At 69.0% G+C, this 21,344-nt stretch carries 18 protein-coding genes and 1 tRNA gene; 2 read left to right on the forward strand and 17 right to left on the reverse strand.

Features of this window, described 5'->3' with window-relative positions; all coding sequences use genetic code 11:
• Positions 1–9: 9 nt before the first annotated feature.
• A complete protein-coding gene (locus JOE53_RS05165) occupies positions 10–1,686 on the reverse strand; it encodes a DUF885 domain-containing protein (RefSeq protein ID WP_204946975.1) in 1,677 nt (558 codons plus the stop codon).
• A gap of 109 nt (positions 1,687–1,795) precedes the next feature.
• Entirely contained in the window at positions 1,796–4,468 is a 2,673-nt protein-coding gene (gene polA / locus JOE53_RS05170; protein ID WP_204946976.1) for a DNA polymerase I, read from the reverse strand.
• A gap of 65 nt (positions 4,469–4,533) precedes the next feature.
• Here polA and JOE53_RS05175 point away from each other — a divergent pair, with 65 nt between their 5' ends.
• Positions 4,534–4,965, forward strand: a complete 432-nt coding sequence (locus tag JOE53_RS05175; protein ID WP_036315323.1) for a hotdog fold thioesterase — start codon at positions 4,534–4,536, stop codon at positions 4,963–4,965.
• Positions 4,966–4,994: 29 nt separating this feature from the next.
• Here JOE53_RS05175 and JOE53_RS05180 read toward each other — a convergent pair whose 3' ends face one another.
• Entirely contained in the window at positions 4,995–5,615 is a 621-nt protein-coding gene (locus JOE53_RS05180; RefSeq protein WP_036315320.1) for an ANTAR domain-containing response regulator, read from the reverse strand.
• A gap of 56 nt (positions 5,616–5,671) precedes the next feature.
• On the opposite strand from JOE53_RS05180, the gene JOE53_RS05185 reads away from it, so the two are divergent.
• Positions 5,672–5,752 (forward strand) — tRNA-Leu (locus JOE53_RS05185).
• 208 nt (positions 5,753–5,960) lie between these two features.
• On the opposite strand, the gene pyk is transcribed toward JOE53_RS05185, so the two are convergent.
• The 14 genes from pyk to rpe all read right to left on the reverse strand — a co-directional run bounded on the left by pyk (position 5,961) and on the right by rpe (position 21,332).
• Entirely contained in the window at positions 5,961–7,409 is a 1,449-nt protein-coding gene (pyk, locus tag JOE53_RS05190) for a pyruvate kinase (protein ID WP_112931578.1), read from the reverse strand.
• 45 nt (positions 7,410–7,454) lie between these two features.
• The gene (locus JOE53_RS05195) at positions 7,455–8,924 is read right to left on the reverse strand and encodes a glutamate synthase subunit beta (protein WP_204946977.1); all 1,470 of its coding nucleotides are present in this window, start codon (positions 8,922–8,924) and stop codon (positions 7,455–7,457) included.
• Positions 8,917–13,518, reverse strand: coding sequence for a glutamate synthase large subunit (gene gltB, locus JOE53_RS05200; protein WP_373876953.1), 4,602 nt, complete (start codon positions 13,516–13,518; stop codon positions 8,917–8,919). Before gltB ends, JOE53_RS05195 begins: the two co-directional genes overlap by 8 nt.
• A gap of 110 nt (positions 13,519–13,628) precedes the next feature.
• The gene (gene lgt, locus JOE53_RS05205; protein WP_204946978.1) at positions 13,629–14,609 is read right to left on the reverse strand and encodes a prolipoprotein diacylglyceryl transferase; all 981 of its coding nucleotides are present in this window, start codon (positions 14,607–14,609) and stop codon (positions 13,629–13,631) included.
• 51 nt (positions 14,610–14,660) lie between these two features.
• Positions 14,661–15,446 carry a tryptophan synthase subunit alpha gene (gene trpA, locus JOE53_RS05210; RefSeq protein WP_204946979.1) on the reverse strand — a complete coding sequence of 262 codons (786 nt, stop codon included), beginning with the start codon at positions 15,444–15,446 and terminating at the stop codon, positions 14,661–14,663.
• Positions 15,443–16,651, reverse strand: coding sequence for a tryptophan synthase subunit beta (trpB, locus tag JOE53_RS05215; RefSeq protein ID WP_204946980.1), 1,209 nt, complete (start codon positions 16,649–16,651; stop codon positions 15,443–15,445). The genes trpA and trpB overlap by 4 nt, the downstream gene beginning before the upstream one ends.
• On the reverse strand, positions 16,648–17,424 hold the full coding sequence (gene trpC, locus JOE53_RS05220; protein WP_061683446.1) for an indole-3-glycerol phosphate synthase TrpC: 777 nt from the start codon (positions 17,422–17,424) through the stop codon (positions 16,648–16,650). Before trpC ends, trpB begins: the two co-directional genes overlap by 4 nt.
• A gap of 1 nt (position 17,425) precedes the next feature.
• Positions 17,426–17,656 (reverse strand): DUF6704 family protein, encoded by a 231-nt coding sequence (locus JOE53_RS05225; protein WP_036289479.1) that lies wholly within the window; start codon positions 17,654–17,656, stop codon positions 17,426–17,428.
• Positions 17,657–17,693: 37 nt separating this feature from the next.
• A complete protein-coding gene (locus JOE53_RS05230) occupies positions 17,694–18,308 on the reverse strand; it encodes a Trp biosynthesis-associated membrane protein (RefSeq protein ID WP_112931572.1) in 615 nt (204 codons plus the stop codon).
• Complete coding sequence (gene hisI / locus JOE53_RS05235; RefSeq protein ID WP_204946981.1) at positions 18,305–18,688, reverse strand: phosphoribosyl-AMP cyclohydrolase; 384 nt, start codon at positions 18,686–18,688, stop codon at positions 18,305–18,307. Before hisI ends, JOE53_RS05230 begins: the two co-directional genes overlap by 4 nt.
• Positions 18,685–19,449, reverse strand: coding sequence for an imidazole glycerol phosphate synthase subunit HisF (hisF, locus tag JOE53_RS05240; RefSeq protein ID WP_204946982.1), 765 nt, complete (start codon positions 19,447–19,449; stop codon positions 18,685–18,687). The genes hisI and hisF overlap by 4 nt, the downstream gene beginning before the upstream one ends.
• 1 nt (position 19,450) lies before the next feature.
• Positions 19,451–20,293, reverse strand: a complete 843-nt coding sequence (gene hisG / locus JOE53_RS05245; RefSeq protein WP_204946983.1) for an ATP phosphoribosyltransferase — start codon at positions 20,291–20,293, stop codon at positions 19,451–19,453.
• 45 nt (positions 20,294–20,338) lie between these two features.
• The gene (locus JOE53_RS05250; protein ID WP_005055234.1) at positions 20,339–20,602 is read right to left on the reverse strand and encodes a phosphoribosyl-ATP diphosphatase; all 264 of its coding nucleotides are present in this window, start codon (positions 20,600–20,602) and stop codon (positions 20,339–20,341) included.
• Positions 20,603–20,660: 58 nt separating this feature from the next.
• Positions 20,661–21,332 carry a ribulose-phosphate 3-epimerase gene (rpe, locus tag JOE53_RS05255; RefSeq protein WP_204946984.1) on the reverse strand — a complete coding sequence of 224 codons (672 nt, stop codon included), beginning with the start codon at positions 21,330–21,332 and terminating at the stop codon, positions 20,661–20,663.
• Positions 21,333–21,344: the final 12 nt, after the last annotated feature.

The raw sequence follows: 21,344 nt of genomic DNA on the forward strand, positions 1-21,344 counted from the left end.
TGGTCGTGCTCAGCCCTGTGCGAGGGCCATTCGCAGCGTATCGAGACCGACCCCACCGAGACGCAGCGCGCGCATGTGGAAGCGCTTGATGTCGAAGTCGGCGCCCTCGCGATCGGCGGTCTCTTCGCGGATCTGTTCCCAGATGCGCTGGCCGACCTTGTAGGACGGTGCCTGCCCCGGCCAGCCGAGGTAGCGGTTGACCTCGAACTGGATGAACTCGTCCGACATGTTGACGTTTCGACGCATGAACTCAAGGGCGAAGTCGGCGTCCCAGATGCCCTCGCCGTCGGGACGAGGCTTGCCCAGGTGCACGCCGATGTCGAGCACGACGCGGGCGGCCCGCATCCGCTGGCCGTCCAGCATGCCGAGCCGGTCGGCCGGGTCGTCGAGGTAGCCGAGCTGCTCCATCAAGCGCTCGGCGTACAGGGCCCAGCCCTCCGCGTGTCCGCTGGAGCCGGCAAGCAGACGCCGCCACGAGTTGAGCTCCGCGCGGTTGTAGACCGCCTGGGCGATCTGCAGGTGGTGGCCGGGAACGCCCTCGTGGTAGACCGTGGTCAGCTCGCGCCAGGTGTCGAAGGAGTCGACGCCCTCGGGCACCGACCACCACATCCGGCCGGGACGCGAGAAGTCGTCGGTCGGTCCGGTGTAGTAGATGCCGCCTTCGTTGGTCGGCGCGATCATGCACTCGAGCCGACGGATCTCCTCCGGGATGTCGAAGTGCGTCTTGCCGAGCTCCTCGACGGCACGATCGCTCGTGGCCTGCATCCACTCCTGAAGGGCCCGCGTGCCGCGCAGCTTGCGCGCCTCGTCATTCTCGAGGAAAGCCACGGCCTCTTCGACGGTCGCGCCCGGCAGAATCTCGTTGGCGATCGACTCCTGCTCCGCCACCATGCGGGCGAGCTCCTCGAGACCCCACTCGTAGGTCTCGTCGAGGTCGATCACGGCCCCGAGGAAGCCGCGCGAGTGCAGCGCGTACAGCTCGCGTCCGACCGCATCGTTCTCGGATGCCGCGGGCGCCAGCTCGGTGCGCAGGAAGTTCGCGAGTTCGTCGTACGCGACGCGGGCGGCGCCCGCGTGGCCGGAGAGGGTCTTCGCGAGAGAGGCGGGGAGCTGTCCCTGCGCCGGGGCCGCGTCAGCCGCGAACGTCGCGAAGAAGCCGTTGTCGGCGGTATAGCGGGCGATCTGGCCCACGACCTCCGTGACCTGACGGCGGGCGGGAACGACGCCCGTCGCGATGCCCTCGCGCAGTGTTTCGATGTACCCGCCGATCGCGTCGGGGATGGCCGACAGTCGCGCAGCGATCACCGACCAGTCCTCGACCGTGTCGGTGGGCATCAGGTCGAACACGTTGCGCAGCTCCTGCGCGGGCGAGGCGATCACGTTGAGGTCGCGCAGGTGCGCACCGGCCTCGTGCAGCGCGAGCGAGAGCTCGAGGTCGCCGGCGAGGTCGGCCTTGGTGACCACGTCCACGTCGTCGACCGGCTCGGCCGCCTGCAAGGCCGACAGCGTGGCACGCGTGGCGTCGATGCGCGCCGCCGTGCCCGCGGGTGAGAGGTCGTCGAGACGGCCGTTGTGCTCGAAGCGTCCGATGTAGGTGGCCAGTCCCGGAGAAAGCTCGGCAGAGGTGTCGACCCATGCCTCGGCGATCGCGTCGATCGGCGTGGGGGTACGTGGGGAGTCAGTCATTCTTCGAGCCTAATCCCGACGCGGCACTGGCGTGGGTTCGGATGCCGGGGCGGACGGCACGCGATCTCAGCCGTGCTCCCCCGCGGCCTGCGATCCTCCTCGGGCGAGCTCAGTGGCCGGCGACGTCCCAGTTCTCCCCGCGACCGATCTGTACGTCCAGGGGCACGGACAGCTCTGCGGCATCACCCATGCGGTCGTGGACGATCTTCTCGACCGTGTCCCACTCCCCCGGTGCCACCTCCACCACGAGCTCGTCGTGGATCTGGAGCAGCACCCGAGACGCGACACCCTGAGCGCGGAACTCGTCGTGGATGCGGAAGAGGGCGATCTTCATGATGTCCGCGGCACTGCCCTGGATCGGGGCGTTCAGCGCCGCGCGCTCCGCATTCTCACGCAGCACCCGGTTGGGGCTCGCGAGATCGGGGAAGGGACGGCGGCGTCCGAAGATCGTCTCCGTGTAGCCGTCGATACGGGCCTGCTCGACGGAGGAGCGCAGGTAGTCGCGCACCGCGCCGAAGCGGGCGAAGTACTCGGTCATCAGCAGCTTCGCCTCAGACTGATCGATGCGCAGCTGCTTTGACAGACCGAACGCGCTGAGGCCGTACACGAGGCCGTAGCTCATCGCCTTGACCTTCGTGCGCATGGCCGGGGTCACGTCGGCCGGCTCGACGCCGAACACCCGTGCGCCGACGAACCGGTGCAGGTCCTCGCCCGAGTTGAAGGCCTCGATGAGACCCTCGTCGCCGGACAGATGCGCCATGATGCGCATCTCGATCTGCGAGTAGTCCGCCGTCAGCAGGGTCTCGTAGCCCTCGCCGACCTCGAACGCGGCGCGGATGCGCCGAGACTCCTCCGTGCGGATCGGGATGTTCTGCAGGTTCGGGTCGGTGCTCGACAGACGCCCCGTCTGGCTGCCCGTCTGCACGTACGTCGTATGGATGCGGCCGTCGGAGCCGGCGGCGCGATCATTGCCGATCGACGCATCGAGCGACTCGATGATCTGTCGGAGTTTGGTCGCCTCGCGATGCTGCAGGAGAAGATCGAGGAAGGGGTGCGGATTCGACTCCTGCAGGTCGGCGAGCACCGCGGCATCCGTAGAGTAGCCCGTCTTCGTCTTGCGGGTCTTCGGCAGCTCGAGCTGCTCGAACAGCACGTCCTGCAGCTGCTTGGGCGAACCCAGGTTCACCTCCCGACCGATCTCGGCGTAGGCGAGCTGGGCAACGGCCTCGGCGCGCGCGCCCAGCTCCGCAGAGAACCCCGAGAGCTTCTCGTGCGAGACGGCGACGCCGGCCACTTCCATGTCGGCCAGGGTGTCGAGAGTGGGCAGTTCGATCTCGGTCATCACACGGGCGACCGACGCGGGCATCTGGGCCCGCATGGCGTCGGCGACGCGCAGTGCGTACCACGACAGTTGACCCGGGGTGGCGCCTTCGGTCTCGGGTACCAGCTGCGTCGGATCGGCCTCGGGCAGCTTCTCGTCGAGATAGCGGTCGACGAGGTCACCGAGCCCCTTGTCGGGAAAGCTGGGGCGCAGCAGCCACCCGGCGAGGATCGGGTCGAACACCAGTCCCCGCAGGCGCACGCCCGCGCGTCGGAGGGCCTTCACCTGCGGCTTCGCGTCGGCCATTACCTTCGGAGCTTCGGTGCTCAGCCACGGCCCGAGCACCGCGGAGACGTCCGCCGCCCAGGTCGTCTCGACCGCCTCGTCGCCGGTTGCGAGCCCCAGGCGCGCCGGAAGACCGCCTTCCGTCGTGAGCGTGAGGGCCACCTCGGCGGACTCGGATGCCGCGCAGCGAGCCGTGATCCACTGCTCGAGCGCGGCGGCGTCGACCTCGACGGGCTTGGGCGCTGCGACCGTGTTCGCCGCGTGGTCGGCGCCGTCGTCGAGGTCGGCGCCGACGGCCTCGAAAACGCGCGGCAGAAGGGTGCGGAACTCCAGTCGAGCAAAGATGTCGCGAACGGCCTGCGCGTCGATCGGCTGCACCGCAAGGTCGGCCGGTCCGACGCCCAGCTCGACATCGCGCAGCAGCGCGTTCAGGTTCCTGTTGCGGCGCACGTCGTCGAGGTGGTCGCGCAGGTTGCCCCCCACGACACCCGTGATCTTGTCGGCGTTCTCGAGCAGAGCGTCCAGGCTCCCCCACTGCGTGAGCCACTTGACGGCCGTCTTCTCGCCCACCTTCGGCACCCCCGGCAGGTTGTCGCTGGTCTCGCCCACGAGCGCGGCGATGTCGGGGTAGTTGGCCGGCGGCAGGCCGTACTTCTCGACGACGGCATCCGGCGTGTAGCGCTTGAGCTGCGACACGCCCTGCACGCTGGGGTACAGCAGCGTCACATCGTCGGTGACGAGTTGGATGGTGTCACGGTCGCCGGAGCAGACGAGGACGTCATAGCCTTCGGCCGCACCCTGCGTGGCGAGGGTCGCGAGGATGTCGTCGGCCTCGATGCCCTCCTTCGTGAGCACCGTCACGTTCATCGCGGCGAGGCACTCCTGCAGCAGGGGGATCTGGCCCTTGAACTCCGCCGGCGACTCGGAGCGGTTCGCCTTGTACTCGGGGTACTCGTCGGTACGGAACGAGTGACGGGAGGTGTCGAACGCGACGGCGAGATGCGTCGGCTGCTCCGCCTTGACGAGGTTGACGAACATCGACAGGAAGCCGTAGATGCCGTTCGTGTGCTGACCGTCGCGCGTCGTGAAGTTGTCCACCGGAAGGGCGAAGAAGGCGCGGTAGGCCAGCGAATGGCCGTCCACGACGAGGAGAGTAGGCTTTGCGGAGTCCGTCACCCTGCAACTCTAGACGCGGGGGCGGACACCGGAACTTTCAACCCGATCACTTCCGAAGGTGGACGATGACCGCTGAGAACTCCCCTGTCGACGACGGCATGGATTGGGCGCGTCAGCGCGGAATGGGCGCCCTCGCCGAGAAGATGGGCATCGAGTTCACGGAGTTCAGCATCCAGCGCTCCGTCGCGACGATGCCGGTCGAGGGCAACACCCAACCTGTCGGACTGCTGCACGGCGGCGCGTACGTCGTTCTCGGGGAGTCCCTCGGCTCGATGGCGGCCAATCTCCACGCCGGCCCCGGTCGACTCGCCGTCGGCGTCGACATCAACGCGACCCACACGCGATCGGCCACGAGCGGCGTCGTCACCGGGGTCTGCACCCCTGTGCATCTCGGCCGCAGCCTCACGGTCCACGAGATCGTCGTGACCGACGATCAGGGGCGGCGCTGCTCGACGATCCGCATCACGAACATGATCAGGGAGCGCACGCCGTCCTGAGCCGGCGCGTCCGCGCCTCGAGGCGCGGGTCAGCCCTTCTTTGGCGAGAGCTGCTCGATGATCGCCTTGGCGACGTCCTGCATCGTCAGGCGGCGGTCCATCGAGGCCTTCTGGATCCAGCGGAACGCCTCGGGCTCGCTCAGGCCCATCTTCTCGTTGAGCAGGCCCTTGGCGCGGTCGACGAGCTTGCGGGTCTCGAAGCGCTCGACCATGTCGGCGACCTCGGCCTCGAGGGTGATGATCTGCTCGTACCGCGCGAGGGCGATCTCGATCGCCGGGAGCAGGTCGTTGGGGGTGAAGGGCTTGACCACGTAGGCCAGGGCGCCGGCCTCGCTGGCCCGCTCGACGAGCTCCTTCTGGCTGAACGCGGTCAGCAGCACGACGGGGGCGATGTGGTTCTTGCTGAGCTTCTCGGCGGCGCTGATGCCGTCGAGGACGGGCATCTTCACGTCCATGATGACGAGGTCCGGGCGCAGCTCGGTCGCCAGCTGCACGGCGGTCTCCCCGTCCCCGGCCTCCCCCACGACGTCGAAGCCGTTGTCGCGGAGGATCTCGACGATGTCGAGGCGGATCAGCGATTCGTCCTCGGCGACGACGACGCGTCGCGGGGAGGATGCCGTGGGAGTCGTGCTCGGTTCCTGCTCAGTCACCTTTGAATCCTACGGTATGGTCAATCCCGGACGTGCGCTGATGAACGTCCGCGTGCGCCGGTGTGGCGGAATGGCAGACGCGACCGACTCAAACTCGGTTGTCTTCGGACGTGTGGGTTCGACTCCCACCACCGGCACGGAAGATGCGGTGCCTGTGGGCGCCGCATCTTGCGTTGCGGTGGTGTCGCGGGCGGGCGCGCGTGTGGGTGGGCCCACGCGGCCGGAGGCTCCGCTCGCCGCGCAGCGGCGTGTGGAGGGGCCGTGGGGACGACTCCCACCACCGGCACGATCGCCAGAGGGCGGATGCCGGCAATCCCGGCATCCGCCCTCTGGCGTCTCTGCGACCTACTTCTCCGACTGGTAGATCGGCGCCTTGCCGTGAACGGCGTCGCCGATCCGGTGCACCCGGATGTCGTTGGTCGAGCCGATGATTCCGGGAGGGGAACCCGAGATCACGACGACCTTGTCCCCTTCCTGGGCGAGGCCCTGGCCGAGGAAGAACTCATCGACCTGCATGAACATCATGTCGGTGTGCGCGACGTGCTCCACGAGCGTCGACTGCACGCCCCATGTGAGCGCCATGCGGCGACGGATGGCCGGGTCGACGGCGAAGGCCATCATCGGGATGCCGGGTCGCAGCCGCGACATCCGACGGGCGGTGTCCCCGGACTCCGTGAAGATGGCGATGTACTTCGCCTCGATGAACTCGGCGACCTCGTTCGCGGCGAGGGTCAGGATGCCGCCCTGTGTGCGCGGCTTGGCGCTGAAGGGGCGGATCCGCTCGAGTCCGTGCTCCTCGGTCGACTCGACGATGCGGGCCATCGTCTGCACGGTGACGACCGGGTAGTCGCCGACGCTCGTCTCGCCGGAGAGCATGACGGCGTCCGCGCCGTCGAGGACGGCGTTGGCGACGTCCGAGGCCTCGGCGCGCGTGGGCACCGGAGCGTGGGTCATCGACTCGAGCATCTGCGTCGCGACGATGACGGGCTTGGCCATGCGGCGGCACATCTCGACGGCACGCTTCTGCACGACCGGCACGGCTTCGAGCGGCAGCTCGACCGCGAGGTCGCCGCGGGCGACCATGATGCCGTCGAACGCGTCGATGATCTCTTCCAGGTTGTCGACGGCCTGGGGCTTCTCGATCTTGGCGATGACGGGGACTTTGCGCCCCTCCTCCGCCATGATCTCGTGTACGCGGGTGATGTCGGCCGCATCGCGCACGAACGAGAGCGCGATGAGGTCGGCGCCGGCCTGAAGGCCCCAGCGCAGGTCCGACTCGTCCTTCTCGGAGAGAGCCGGGACGCTGACGGCGACGCCCGGAAGGTTGATGCCCTTGTTGTTGGAGACGGTGCCCGCCACGATGACCTTGGTCGTGACGACGGGGCCGTCGACGCTCTCCACCTGGACGCGCACCTTGCCGTCGTCGATGAGGAGGAAGTCACCGGGCTTCACGTCGCCGGCGAGGCCCTTGAAGGTGGTGCCGACGAGGTCGCGCGTGCCGACGACGTCCTCCGTGGTGATGCGGAACGTGTCGCCGACAGCGAGGTCGTGGGGTCCGTCGCTGAACTTGCCGAGGCGGATCTTTGGGCCCTGCAGGTCGACGAGGATGGCGACGGCGCGACCCGCGTCGTCAGCGGCCTTGCGCACGTTCGCGAAGCGGACTTCGTGCTCGGCGTAGGAGCCGTGGCTCAGGTTCATTCGGGTGACGTCCACGCCCGCATCGATGATCGCGCGGATCATCTCATACGATTCGGTGGCCGGACCCAGGGTTGCGACGATCTTCGCGCGTCTCACTGAAGACTCTCCGGTCTCTATGGGTTGTTCGGGGGTGATTTCAGCCTACGCGGGCTGAAGGCCGATCGCGACGTCGGTCGGGCGCACCGGTGACGGCAGGCTCGTGCGTCCCATGAGGTACTCGTCGACGGCTGCCGCCGCGGCGCGACCCTCCGCGATCGCCCAGACGATCAGGGACTGTCCACGACCGGCGTCTCCGGCGACGAACACGCCGGGCGCGGTCGTCTGGTAGTCATCGCCGCGCTCGACGTTGCCGCGGCCCGTGAACACGGTACCGAGCTGCGATTCGAGTTCAGCGCGTTCGGGGCCGGTAAAACCCATCGCGATGAGGATGAGGTCAGCGGGGATCTCGCGCTCGGTGCCGCTGCGCGGAACCCGGCGGCCGTCGGGCAGGTATTCCGTCTCCGCAACGCGGAGAGCGCGCACCTCTCCCGCCTCGTTGCCCAGGAACTCCACCGTCGAGGCCAGGAAGCTGCGCTCCCCGCCCTCCTCGTGTGCCGACGAGACTTCGAAGACGGTCGGTGTCATCGGCCACGGCTGGTGATCGGGCCGGCTGGCCGGCGGCTGCTTGCCGATCGCGAGGTTCGTGACGCTCAGCGCACCCTGGCGGTGTGCGGTCCCGATGCAGTCCGCACCGGTGTCACCCCCGCCGATGACGATGACGTGCTTGCCCTCGGCGTGGATCTGCTGCGGCACCTGGTCGCCGGCGACGGCCTTGTTCGACTCGATGAGGTACTCCATCGCGAAGTGCACACCGGCGAGGTCACGTCCGGGGATGGCGAGCTCTCGGGGCAGGGTGGCGCCGGTCGCGATGACGACCGCGTCGTAGCGGGCGCGCAGATCGCTCCACGAGATGTCCTTGCCGATCTCGACGCCCGCGCGGAACCGCGTGCCCTCGTCCTGCATCTGACGCAGGCGCGACTCGAGGTGGCGCTTCTCCATCTTGAAGTCGGGGATGCCGTAGCGCAGCAGGCCTCCGATGCGGTCGTCGCGCTCGTACACCGCGACGGTGTGGCCCGCGCGTGTCAGTTGCTGGGCTGCGGCGAGTCCGGCCGGACCGGAGCCGACGACCGCGACGGTCTTGCCGGTCAGCCGCGCCGGCGGCTCAGGCTCCACCCAGCCGTTGGCGAAGGCCTCGTCGATCGTCGAGACCTCGATCTGCTTGATCGTCACCGCCGGCTGGTTGATGCCCAGCACGCACGAGCTCTCGCACGGAGCGGGGCAGAGCCGTCCCGTGAACTCCGGGAAGTTGTTCGTGGCGTGCAGGCGCTCGATCGCCGCGCGACCTTCGCCGCGCCAGGTGAGGTCGTTCCACTCCGGGATCAGGTTGCCCAGCGGGCAGCCCTTGTGACAGAACGGGATGCCGCAGTCCATGCAGCGGCCGGCCTGACGACGCAGGACGGCGGTGTCGCCCGGCTCGTAGACCTCTTTCCAGTCCATGATGCGCACGGGAACCGGCCGGCGCGCCGGGAGCTCGCGCTCGGTGGTCTTCAGGAAGCCCTTCGGGTCAGCCACCGGTCACCTCCAGGATGCGGGTCCAGACGACGTCGCTGTCGGGGTCGAGCCCCTCGGCGGCAGCCTCCTGGCGGGTCTGCAGTACCGCGGCGTAGTCGCGCGGCAGGACACGGACGAAATTCGCGGCCTCGGCCTCGAGATCGTCCAAGAGAGCGGCTGCGAGCACCGAGTCGGTCTCGGTCACGTGCCGTTGAAGGAGATCGCGCAGGATCTCGACGTCACCCGAACCCATCTCCAGCAGTTCGAGTTCGCCGCTGGCGAGCGCCTCGCGGTTCACGAGAGCGCGGTCGAGCTTGTAGATGTACGCGGTGCCGCCCGACATGCCGGCTCCGAGGTTGCGCCCGGTCGGTCCGAGGATGACGGCCAGGCCGCCGGTCATGTACTCGAGCGCGTGGTCGCCGACACCCTCGACGACGGCGGTCGCCCCCGAGTTGCGCACGAGGAAGCGCTCCCCCACCACTCCGCGCAGGAACAGCGTGCCCTGCGTGGCGCCGTAGCCGATCACGTTGCCCGCGATGACGTTCTGTGCCGCATCGAAGGTTGCCCCGCGGGGCGGGCGGACGATGATCTCGCCTCCCGACAATCCCTTGCCGACGTAGTCGTTCGAGTCGCCCTCGAGTCGCAGGGTGATGCCCGACGGCAGGAAGGCGCCGAAGGACTGACCGGCCGAGCCGGTGAGATTGATCTCGATGGTGCCCGCCGGCAGGCCGTGCTCGCCGTGAGCGAGGGTGACCCGGTTGCCGAGCATCGTGCCCACGGCACGTTCGGTGTTGCGGATCGGCAGGTCGATGGAGAAGTGCCCGCCGTGGGCGATGACGTCCTGAGCGCGCTCGATCAGCGGTACATCGAAGTGGTGATCCAGCTCGTGCTCCTGGTTGCGCAGGTGGCGACGCGGCACGTCCTGGGCGAACGCCGGGCCCTCCAGGATCGGCGTCAGATCGAGTCCGCTGGCCTTCCAGTGGTCGATCGCGCCGTTCATGTCGAGCATCTCGGAGTGGCCGACGGCCTCTTCGATCGAGCGGAAGCCCAGCTCGGCGAGGTACTCGCGCACTTCCTGCGCGAGGAACTCCATGAAGTTGACGACGAACTCCGGCTTGCCGGTGAAGCGGCTGCGCAGCACCGGGTTCTGCGTCGCCACACCGACCGGGCAGGTGTCGAGGTGGCAGACGCGCATCATGATGCAGCCCTCGACCACGAGCGCGGTGGTGGCGAAGCCGAACTCCTCGGCGCCCAGCAGCGCGGCGATCACGACGTCGCGGCCGGTCTTGAGCTGACCGTCAGCCTGAACGACGACACGGTCGCGCATGTCGTTGAGCATGAGCGTCTGCTGCGTCTCGGCCAGACCCAGCTCCCACGGCGTGCCGGCGTGCTTCAGCGAGTTCAGCGGGCTCGCGCCCGTGCCGCCGTCGTGTCCCGAGACGAGAATGACGTCGGCGAGAGCCTTCGCGGTTCCCGCGGCGACGGCCCCGATGCCCGACTGGCTCACGAGCTTGACGTGAACGCGCGCCTTCGGGTTCGCACGCTTGACGTCGAAGATGAGCTGCTTGAGGTCTTCGATCGAGTAGATGTCGTGGTGCGGCGGGGGCGAGATGAGGCCGACGCCGGGGGTGCCGCCGCGCGTCCGCGCGATCCACGGGTAGACCTTTCCGGGAGGCAGCTGGCCTCCTTCGCCCGGCTTCGCCCCCTGGGCGAGCTTGATCTGGATGTCGTCGGCGTGCGTGAGGTACATGCTCGTGACACCGAAACGCCCCGAGGCGACCTGCTTGATGGCGCTGCGACGCTGCGGGTCGAGGAGGCGCTCGACATCCTCGCCGCCCTCACCCGTGTTCGACTTCGCCCCGATCGAGTTCATCGCGATGGCGAGGGTCTCGTGCGCTTCCTTCGAAATCGAGCCGTAGCTCATCGCACCCGTGGAGAAACGCTTGACGATCGAGGAGACGGGCTCCACCTCGTCGATCGACACGGGCGGACGCACGCCGGTCTTCAGTCGGAACATCCCGCGCAGCGTCTTGAGCTCTGCCGCCTGGTCGTCGACGAGCTTCGTGTACTCCCGGAAGATGTCGTAGCGCCGCGTGCGCGTCGAGTGCTGCAGGCGGAAGACCGTGTCGGGCGTGAACAGGTGCGGTGCACCGTCGCGGCGCCACTGGTACTCGCCGCCGGTCCACAGCCGCTCGTGTGCGCGTGCCGCGCCGTCCTCGGGATACGCGTAATCGTGGCGGGCCTGGTTCTCGACCGCGATCTCGCGCACCCCGACGCCGCCGAGTTTCGTCTCGGTACCCGTGAAGTACTTGCGGACGAACTCCTCCGACAGGCCCACGGCCTCGAAGACCTGGGACCCGGCATACGACGACACCGTGGAGATGCCCATCTTCGACATGATCTTCAGCACGCCCTTGCCGAGCGCGTAGATGAGGTTCTTGACGGCCTTCTCGGGGGTGATCCCCGTGATGAACCCGGCCCGAACGAGGTACTCGACGGTTTCCATCGCCAGGTACGGGTTGACGGCCGAAGCGCCGTAGCCGATGAGCGTGGCCACGTGGTGCACCTCGCGCACGTCCCCGGCCTCCACGACGAGACCGACCTTCATCCGGTTCTCCTGGCGGATGAGGTGGTGGTGCACGGCCGACAGCATGAGCAGCGACGGGATCGGCACCAGATCTTTGTTGGAGTCGCGGTCGCTCAGGATGATGAACTCGGCGCCGTCGGCGATCGCGGCATCCACTTCGGCCGAGATCTCCTCGAGGCGGCGCTCGAGCGCATCCTCGCCGTGCTCCAGGTGGTACAGACCGCGGATGGTCACGGAGCGACGCCCGGGCAGCGCCTTGTCGATGTTCTGCAGCTTCGCCAGTTCGTCGTTGTCGATCACCGGGAAGTCGAGGGTGATCGTGCGGGTGTGCTCGGGCCCCCACTCCAGGAGGTTGCGCTCGGGGCCGAGCCCGAGGGCGAGCGAGGTCACGACCTCTTCACGGATCGAGTCCAGCGGCGGGTTGGTCACCTGCGCGAATTGCTGCACGAAGTAGTCGAACAGCAGGCGCGGACGCTCGCTGAGCACCGCGATCGGCGTGTCCGATCCCATGGCGCCGAGCGGCTCGGCGCCGTTCTGTCCCATGGGCGTGAGGAGGATGCGCACCTCCTCCTCGGTGTATCCGAAGGTGCGCTGACGGCGGGTGATCGAGGCGATCGGGTGCACGATGTGCTCGCGCTCGGGCAGCTCCTTCAGGCGCACGCGACCGGCATCCAGCCATTCCTGCCACGGCTGCAGTGCGGCCAGCTCAGCCTTGACCTCGTCGTCCTCGATGATGCGACGCTGGGCGGTGTCGACCACGAACATGCGTCCGGGGCGCAGACGCCCCCGGCGCTTGATGCGCTCCGGGGCGAAGTCGAGCACACCGGTCTCGCTGCCGATGACGACGAGTCCGTCGGTGGTCTCCGTCCAGCGACCCGGGCGCAGACCGTTGCGGTCGAGCGTCGCGCCGACGAGGGTGCCGTCGGTGAAAATGAGGGCGGCGGGGCCGTCCCAGGGCTCCATCTGCATCGAGTGGTACTCGTAGAACGCGCGAAGGTCCGGCGCGATGTCGGCCTGCTTCTCGTAGGCCTCGGGCACCATCATCATCACCGCGTGCGGCAGGCTGCGTCCCGTCAGGGTCAGCAGTTCGAGCACCTCGTCGAAGGATGCCGAGTCGCTCGCGCCCTCGGTGCAGATCGGCAGCAGCGGGCGGATGTCGCCGATCAGCTCGGACTCGAGCTGCGACTGACGGGCGCGCATCCAGTTGCGGTTGGCGCCGACGGTGTTGATCTCGCCGTTGTGCGCGAGCATCCGCAACGGCTGCGCGAGCGGCCACGACGGGAACGTGTTGGTCGAGTAGCGCGAGTGCACGACGGCGAGCTCGCTCTGGAAGCGCTCGTCCTGCAGGTCGGGGTAGAACGGCTCGAGCTGGAGCGTCGTGACCATGCCCTTGTACCCGAGAGTGCGCGAGCTCAGCGACACGAAGTAGGCGTCGTGCTCGCGACGGGCCCGCTTGCGCAGGCGGTAGACGCGCCGGTCGAGCTCGATCCCGCTGAGCGCGGGGGCGTCGCCCACCGCGGGGCGCGACACGAAGAACTGCTCGAAGTGCGGACGGGCCTCGAAGGCCAGCTTGCCGAGGTGCTCCTGCTCGGTCGGCACGTCGCGCCAGCCGAGCACCGTCAGACCCTCGGTCTCGGCGATGCGCTCGACGCCCGCCTTGATGTCGGCGCGGGCTGCCTCGTCGAGCGGAAGGAACGCCATGCCGGCGGCGTACTGCCCGACCGGGGGCAGCTCGAAGTCCACCACGGCCCGCAGGAACGCGTCGGGCATCTGGGTCAGGATGCCGGCACCGTCACCGGTACCGGCGTCGGAGCCGATGGCCCCGCGGTGCTCGAGGTTGCGCAGCGCCGTCAGCGCGAGCTCGACGATGTCATGGCCGGGCTCTCCGCGCAGCGTGGCGACCATCGCCAGGCCGCAGGCGTCCTTCTCGAACGCGGGGTTGTACATCCCCTGCTTGGCAGGGAAACCCGATGCGGGGCGCATCTCGGGTTCTTCGTGGGTCTTCTCACGACGGGGGCTCGAAGCCATGGCAACCGTCCTCATGGTCAAACTGATCGGGGACGACGTCGGCCCTGGGCATTCAGCGGAGGTGTATTCAGCGGAGGAGAAGTCGAAGCATCGTGCGCATCGGGGCGGTGCTACTTCGACGTGACAGTGCTTGTGGCTGCGTCCGCGATGGATTCGGCTGTCGGGGGTGCGCTGACGTCCACGAATTCATCGGTGTTCTGCGATTGTACAGCCCCGCCCCGCTCACGACCGCGCATGTACGGCGACGGCTCGAAGCCCGGGTGGTGGCGGGTCTGCACGGCGAAGATGACGATTCCCACCAGCACGCCGAACATCGCCGCCCAGACGTTGGTGCGCAGACCGAAGAACACCTCGCTCGGGTCGATGCGGATGCTCTCCCACACGATGCGACCTGCGCTGTACCAGACGAGGTAGAACGCGAACAGGCGACCCCACTGCAGGCGGAAGCGGTGACCAGCCCACAGCAGCACGATCACGCCCATCGTGTTCCAGATGACCTCGTAGAGGAAAGTGGGGTGGAAGAGCGTTCCGGCGGGGAGGCCGACCGGCCAGGCCGGGTTCGGGTAGTCGATCTGCAGGCCCCAGGGCAGATCGGTGGGAAGCCCGTACAGCTCCTGGTTGAACCAGTTTCCGAAGCGGCCCAGCGCCTGCGCGAGCAGCAGGCCCGGAGCGAGCGCGTCGGCGAAGGTCCAGAACCGGATGCCGGTCCACTTGCAGCCGAGCCACGCGCCGATCGCGCCGCCGATGAGCGCGCCGAAGATCGCGATGCCGCCGTCCCACACGTTCCAGATCGCGTCGCGCACGAACGGGTTCCACCACTCGCGTCCCTGCTCGAAGTAGAACCCCCAGTGGGTCACGACGTGAAAGGCGCGCGCGCCGATGATCGCCAGGGGCACGGCGAGCAGGCAGATGTCGATGACGACCCACGATTCCGCGCCACGCTTGGTGAGACGGTGGTTGGTCATGAAAGCCGCGACGACGATGCCCGCGAGGATGCACAGGGCGTAGAAGTGAATCGTCAGCGGGCCGACCTGGAAGGAACTGATCGGCGGGCTCGGGATGCTGGCGACGACGGAGGCGGAGGAAAGCACGAGGGGCAGTCTACTTCGCCGCCGGTGCCGTCACGTGTCGCCGCGGAGGCGTCAGCGCCCGGCGCCGGCCGTCAGGGCGCGGGTCTCTGCGGCGAGGGCCTCCACGCCCCCGTCGCGCAGCGCCCGGACGAGGGCCGTTCCCACGATCGCGCCGTCCGCGTACTCCAGGACGCCGCTGACCTGCTCGGGCGTCGAGATGCCGATGCCGACGCAGGCGTGGTCGACACCGAAGGTGCGCAGTCGCGCCACGAGCGTGCGCGCCGCGGCATCCAGCTCCGCGCGTTCGCCCGTGATACCCATCGTCGACACCGTGTAGACGAAGCCGGTCGACGCCTCGGCGATCATGCGCAGTCGCTCGTCGGTCGAGGTCGGGGCGGCCAGGAAGACGCGGTCGAGACCGGTGCGCTCGGAGGCGGCGATCCAGTCCGGTGCGGAGTCGGGGGTGATATCGGGCGTGATCAGACCCGCGCCGCCGGCGGCCACGAGGTCGTCGGCGAAGCGGTCCACGCCGTACTGCAGGACCGGGTTCCAGTACGTCATCACGAGGATGGGGACATCGACCCGGTCGGCGATGGCCCGCACCGCGGTGAAGGTGTCGCGGAGGCGGAATCCCGCCGCCAGCGCGGCCTGTGTGGCCTCCTGGATGACGAGACCGTCCATGACGGGGTCCGAGTAGGGCGGGCCGAGCTCGAGGACGTCGGCGCCGTTCTCCGCCAGAGCCACGGCGGCGTCGATGCTCGTCTGCAGGTCGGGGTAGCCGAGCGGCAGGTAGCCGACGAAGGCGCCGCGACCGTCCGCCTTCGCCGCGTCGATCGCGGCCGCCACGCGCGAGGTCATGCCTCTGCCCCCTCGTCGTAGAGGCCGAACCAGCGCGCAGCCGTGTCCATGTCCTTGTCGCCGCGTCCCGACAGGCTGACGGCGATGAGGGCGTCGGGTCCGAGCTCGCGGCCCAAGCGCAGGGCGCCCGCCAGCGCGTGCGCGGACTCGATCGCCGGGATGATGCCCTCCGTCTGCGACAGCAGACGCAGCGCGTCCATCGCCTCGGCATCCGTCGCCGGAATGTACTCGGCGCGGCCGATGTCGGCGAGCCACGCGTGCTCGGGACCGACACCCGGGTAGTCGAGGCCGGCGGAGATCGAGTGGGACTCGACCGTCTGGCCGTCCTCGTCCTGCAGGACGAACGTCTTGGCGCCGTGGAGGATGCCGGGTCGGCCACGCTCGATGGATGCCGCATGCTTGGGCGTGTCGACGCCGTCGCCGGCCGCCTCGACGCCGTAGAGCTTGACGCCGTCGTCATCGAGGAACGCGTCGAACATGCCGATCGCGTTGGAGCCGCCGCCGACGCAGGCGACGACCGCATCGGGCAGGCGTCCCGTTTCGGCGAGCAGCTGTGCGCGGGCCTCCTCCGAGATGATCTTCTGGAAGTCGCGCACCATCGCCGGGAACGGGTGTGGACCCGCGGCCGTGCCGAAGATGTAGTTGGTCGTCTCGACGGATGCCACCCAGTCGCGGTAGGCCTCGTTGATGGCGTCCTTCAGGGTGCGCGATCCGGTCGTGACGGGGATGACCTCGGCGCCCAGCAGCCGCATGCGGGCGACGTTGAGCGCTTGGCGCTCGGTGTCCACCTCGCCCATGTAGACGGTGCATTCGAAACCGAACAGGGCCGCTGCGGTCGCGGTTGCGACGCCGTGCTGACCGGCGCCGGTCTCGGCGATCACGCGCTTCTTACCGAGTCGCTTCGTCAGCAGCGCCTGACCGATGACGTTGTTGATCTTGTGCGAGCCGGTGTGGTTCAGATCCTCGCGCTTCAAGAAGATGCGCGCGCCTCCGGCATGCTCGGCGAAGCGGGGCACTTCGGTGAGAGCCGACGGCCGGCCCGCATAGGAGTGCAGCAGGCTTTCGAATTCGGCGGCGAAGGCAGGGTCGGCCTTGGCCGCTTCGTACTCCGCCGTCAGCTCGTCGATGGCGGCGATGAGCGACTCGGGCATGTACCGTCCCCCGAAGTCGCCGAAGAAGGGTCCGTGCTGGTCGCGCAGGCTCATGATCCGGCCTCCAGGAAAGCGTGCAGGGTGGTCACGGGGTCGTTGGTGACGAGCGCTTCGCCGACGAGCACGACATCGGCGCCGTCGGCCCGATAGTGCGCGACGTCGGCGGGCGCAAGCACCGCCGACTCGGCGATCTTGATCGCGTCCGCGGGGAAATGCTCCGCGAGCGAGCCGAACAGGTCGCGGTCCAGCTCGAACGTGGAGAGGTTGCGGGCGTTGACGCCGATGAGCGTGGCGCCGAGGTCGCCGGCGCGGTCCAGCTCCTCGCGTGAGTGCGTCTCGACGAGAGGCGTCATGCCCAGCTGCAGGACCAGCTCGTGCAGCTGCCGCAGCAGGGGCTGTTCGAGCGCGGCGACGATCAGCAGCACCAGGTCGGCCCCGGAAGCCCGCGCCTCCAGAACCTGGTAGGGCGTCGCGATGAAGTCTTTGCGCAGCACCGGCAGCGCGACTCGCTGCTTGACGGCCTCGAGGTCGGCAAGGGAACCCTTGAACTTCCGCTGCTCGGTGAGCACCGAGATCGCCGAGGCGCCGCCTTTCTCGTACAGCGACGCCTGCAGGGCCGGGTCGGGAATGGCCGCGAGGTTGCCGCGTGACGGACTGGCGCGTTTGACCTCCGCGATGATCTTCACGCGCTCGGCGGGTGCGAGAGCGGCGCGGGCATCGAGAGCGGGCGCCTGCGCGAGAGCGTCGCGCTCGACGTCGCGGAGCGGACGTGCGTCCTCCCGCGACCGGGCATCCTCCACCGCGCCGGCCGTCAGGCCATCGAGCATGTCAGTGCTGCTTCGGGGCGTACTTCGGACCCTTGGCGCCGTAGCCGGCCTTCGCCATGCCCCAGCCGACGAGCGCGCCCACGACGAGCAGCCCGGCGGAGGCCCAGACGAGCGCCGGCATGTCGAACCAGTAGAAGACCGTGCCGAGCGTGACGGCGAGCAGCATGATGACCACAGCCGTCCAGGCGGCGGGCGAGTGTCCGTGGCCGGGGTCGTCGATGCTGTTGCTCATGCTGCTCCTCGGTGTCATTCGGGGGTTACCCGCCAGTCTAGCGGGCGGTGGGATCGTCGCCGTGCGACAGGTCGTCCCAGGAGTCGATCGCGTCGTGCGGGCGCGACGCGGCGGCACCCGTGGCCGATCCCGCCGCCGACGGGCTCGGGTTGTCCGTACGATACCGGCGTCCACTGCCGCGCCAGCGGTGCGACGTGGCGAGCGTCAGGACGCCGCCCACGGCGACCAGTGCGCCCGCGACCACCGTGAGCCACGGCCAGGGCGTCGACGTGATCGAGGCGACCAGCCCGTCGATCGCGTCCGTTCCCGACAGGCCGGTGGCCGTCGTCACCGCGGCCGAGACGGCATCCACGGGGTGTTCGATCGCGATGCGTCCTGCACCGATCAGCAGTGTGCCGCCGATGATGACCGCAACCGCTCCGAACGCGTAACGCAGCACGCGTCCGACCACCGTGAGGGCGAGGCCCAGCGCGAGCGCCGCCAGGCTGAGCGGAGCGAGCAGGGTGAACCCCTTCGCGCCGGCGACGGTGAGGGATGCGGTGGCACCGGCATCCAAGGCGACGTCCAGCCACGTCTGGGTCGACGAGATGATCGCGAGGGCGCCGCCGGCGATGATCGAGAGGACCGCGTAACTGCGTGCGCGCGCCGTCACGACGGGTCGCCGCCGTGATCGAGCGGTGCGAGGGCGACGACGGGAGAGAGGTCGTCGGCGTCGAAGCAGGTGTGATCGCCGGTGTGGCAGGCGGCACCGATCTGCTTGACGGCGATCAGCAGGGTGTCGCCGTCGCAGTCCAGCCGGGCGCCGCGCACGTACTGCGCGTGACCCGACGTGTCGCCCTTGCGCCAGTACTCCTGGCGGGAGCGCGACCAGAATGTCACGCGCCCCTCCGTGAGCGTGCGACGGAGAGCCTCGGCATCCATCCAGCCGAGCATCAGCACCTCGCCGGTGTCGTGCTGCTGGATGATCGCGGGCACCAGACCGTCGGCGTTGAACGTGACGCGACCGATTCGCGGGTCGTCGACGACGGTCACCGGCGCACCTCGATGCCGTCGGCGCTGAGCGCGTCCTTGACGTCGCCGATCGTCAGCTGCCCGGAGTGGAAGACGGATGCCGCGAGCACCGCGTCGGCGCCCGCGTGCACGGCCGGGGCGAAGTGCTCGACGCTTCCGGCGCCTCCGGAGGCGATGACGGGCACGGAGGACAGCTCGCGCATCAGGCCGACGAGCTCGAGGTCGAACCCGTCCTTCGTGCCGTCGGCGTCGATCGAGTTGACCAGCAGCTCCCCCGCTCCCCGGTCGATCGCCTCTCGCGCCCAGTCGAGCGCGTCGAGGCTGGTCGCGGTCCGACCGCCGTGGGTCGTGACGACGAAACCGGAGCGGGTGCCCGGCGCGCGTTTGACGTCGAGCGACAGCACCAGCACCTGCGCGCCGAAGCGATCGGCGATCTCGCCCAGCAGGTCGGGGCGCGCGATGGCCGCGGAGTTGACGCCGACCTTGTCGGCCCCGACCGCGAGCAGACGGGCCACGTCGTCGGCGCTGCGCACACCGCCGCCGACGGTCAGGGGGATGAAGACCTCCTCGGCCGTGCGGCGCACGACGTCGTAGGTCGTCGAACGATCATCGACCGTCGCGGTCACGTCGAGGAAGGTCAGCTCGTCGGCGCCCTGAGCGAAATAGAGGGCGGCGAGTTCGACGGGATCACCCATGTCGCGGAGGTTCTCGAAGTTCACGCCCTTGACGACGCGGCCGGCGGCCACGTCCAGACAGGGGATGACCCGTCGTGCGAGCGACACGTCAGAGCCTCGCGTTGTGGATCGCGGTCACCAGGATCGCGCGCGCGCCGATCGCGTACAGCGCGTCCATCACCTGGTTGACCGTCTTGCGGGGGCTCATGACCCGCACGGCGACCCACTCGGGATCGCGCAACGGCGAGATCGTGGGCGACTCGATGCCGGGAGCGATGGCGACCGCGTCGTCGACCAGCGACGCCGGGAGGTCGTAGTCGATGAGGACGTAACGCCTGGCTACCATGACGCCGCGCAGTCGCCTCAGCAGGGTCTCGGTGCCCTCGGCCTCGCTCGGAGCGCCGATGAGCACCGCTTCCGACTCGAGCACCACCGGGCCGAAGATCTCCAGACCCGCCTGGCGGAGCGTCGTGCCGGTGGATAACACGTCCGCGACGGCATCCGCGACGCCGAGCTGCACCGCCGACTCCACCGCGCCGTCCAGCGGCACGAGATCCACGGCCACGCCCTGCTCGTCGAGGAACCCGTCGACGAGGCCCGGATAGGCCGTCGCGACCCGCAGGCCCTCGAGGTCGGCGACGTGCGCGAAGCGCCCGGGAGGGCCGGCGAAGCGGAACGTCGAGCCGCCGAAGCCCAGCTGCTCTATCTCACGGGCACCCGGCATCCGGGCGTCGAGGAGCAGGTCGCGGCCGGTGATGCCGACGTCCAGGGCGCCGGAGCCGACGTAGGTCGCGATGTCCTTGGGGCGCAGGTAGAAGAACTCGACCTCGTTGATCGGGTCGATGACGTGGAGATCCTTGGGGTCGCGACGGCCGGTGTATCCGGCCTCCGCGAGCATCTCGGCGGCGGTGTCGGCGAGCGACCCCTTGTTCGGCACGGCGATGCGCAGCATGGGTGAAGAGCTTTCGGTGTCGGGAGGAGCGGGGCGGGAGCGCGCTCAGAGATGTCGGTAGACGTCCTGCAGCGTGAGGCCCTTGGCGAGCATCAGCACCTGCAGGTGGTACAGCAGCTGCGAGATCTCTTCGGCGGTCTCGTCGTCGGACTGGTACTCCGCGGCCATCCAGACCTCGGCGGCTTCTTCGACGATCTTCTTGCCGATGGCGTGCACGCCGCGATCGAGCTGCGCGACCGTGCCGGAGCCTTCGGGACGGGTCTCGGCGGTCGTCGTCAGCTCCGCGAACAGGGCGTCGAACGTCTTCACCCTCTCAGTCTACCGGTCCTCGGCGCGCCCGCGCGCCGCCAGCCGCGGGCGGCGGTGCTCAGTGGCGGTGATGCTCGGTGGCGAGGCTCCGCAGCGCGGCGATGGCCCGGTCGGGGTCGTCGGCGCCGAAGACCGCGGATCCTGCGACGAAGGTATCGGCCCCGGCCTCGGCAGCCTGGGCGATCGTCGACTCGGAGATGCCGCCGTCGACCTGCAGCCACACCTGGGAGCCCCGACGGCGCGCTTCGTCGTGCAGGCGGGCGAGTTTCGGCATCTGATCGGCCATGAAGGACTGTCCGCCGAAGCCGGGCTCGACCGTCATCACGAGGATCTGGTCGAACTCGTCGAGCACGTCGTACAACCCTTCCACCGGGGTGGCGGGCTTCACCGCGACGCCGGCGCGGGAGCCGATCGCGCGGAGTCGCCGCGCGAGAGTGATCGGGTCGGTCGCCGCCTCGAGATGAAAGGTGACGGATGCCGCGCCAAGCTCGGCGTACCCGGGCGCCCACCGGTCGGCATCCGAGATCATGAGGTGGACGTCCAGCGGCACGGGGCTCGTCGCCTGGATGCGCTCCACCATCTGCGGACCGAACGTCAGATTCGGCACGAAGTGATTGTCCATGACGTCCACATGCACGAAGTCGGCGGTCGCGATGCGCGCCAACTCCGCCTGCATGTTGACGAAGTCGGCGGCCAGGATGCTGGGGTTGATGCGGATGTCGCCGGTCACGGCACCACCCTA

This window comes from Microbacterium laevaniformans, from assembly GCF_016907555.1.
Lineage (GTDB): Bacteria > Actinomycetota > Actinomycetes > Actinomycetales > Microbacteriaceae > Microbacterium > Microbacterium laevaniformans.

Coding starts and splice junctions, on each gene's coding strand:
- JOE53_RS05165 (WP_204946975.1), bottom strand. CDS start 1,686: ATGACTGACTCCCCACGTACCCCCACGCCGATCGACGCGATCGCCGAG.
- JOE53_RS05175 (WP_036315323.1), top strand. CDS start 4,534: ATGACCGCTGAGAACTCCCCTGTCGACGACGGCATGGATTGGGCGCGT.
- gltB (WP_373876953.1), bottom strand. CDS start 13,518: ATGGCTTCGAGCCCCCGTCGTGAGAAGACCCACGAAGAACCCGAGATG.
- trpA (WP_204946979.1), bottom strand. CDS start 15,446: ATGACCTCGCGCGTGGCGGCCGCGATCGACGCGGCGAAGGCGGACGGT.
- trpB (WP_204946980.1), bottom strand. CDS start 16,651: ATGAGCCTGCGCGACCAGCACGGACCCTTCTTCGGCGACTTCGGGGGA.
- trpC (WP_061683446.1), bottom strand. CDS start 17,424: ATGCTCGATGGCCTGACGGCCGGCGCGGTGGAGGATGCCCGGTCGCGG.
- JOE53_RS05225 (WP_036289479.1), bottom strand. CDS start 17,656: ATGAGCAACAGCATCGACGACCCCGGCCACGGACACTCGCCCGCCGCC.
- hisG (WP_204946983.1), bottom strand. CDS start 20,293: ATGCTGCGCATCGCCGTGCCGAACAAGGGGTCGCTCGCCGACACCGCC.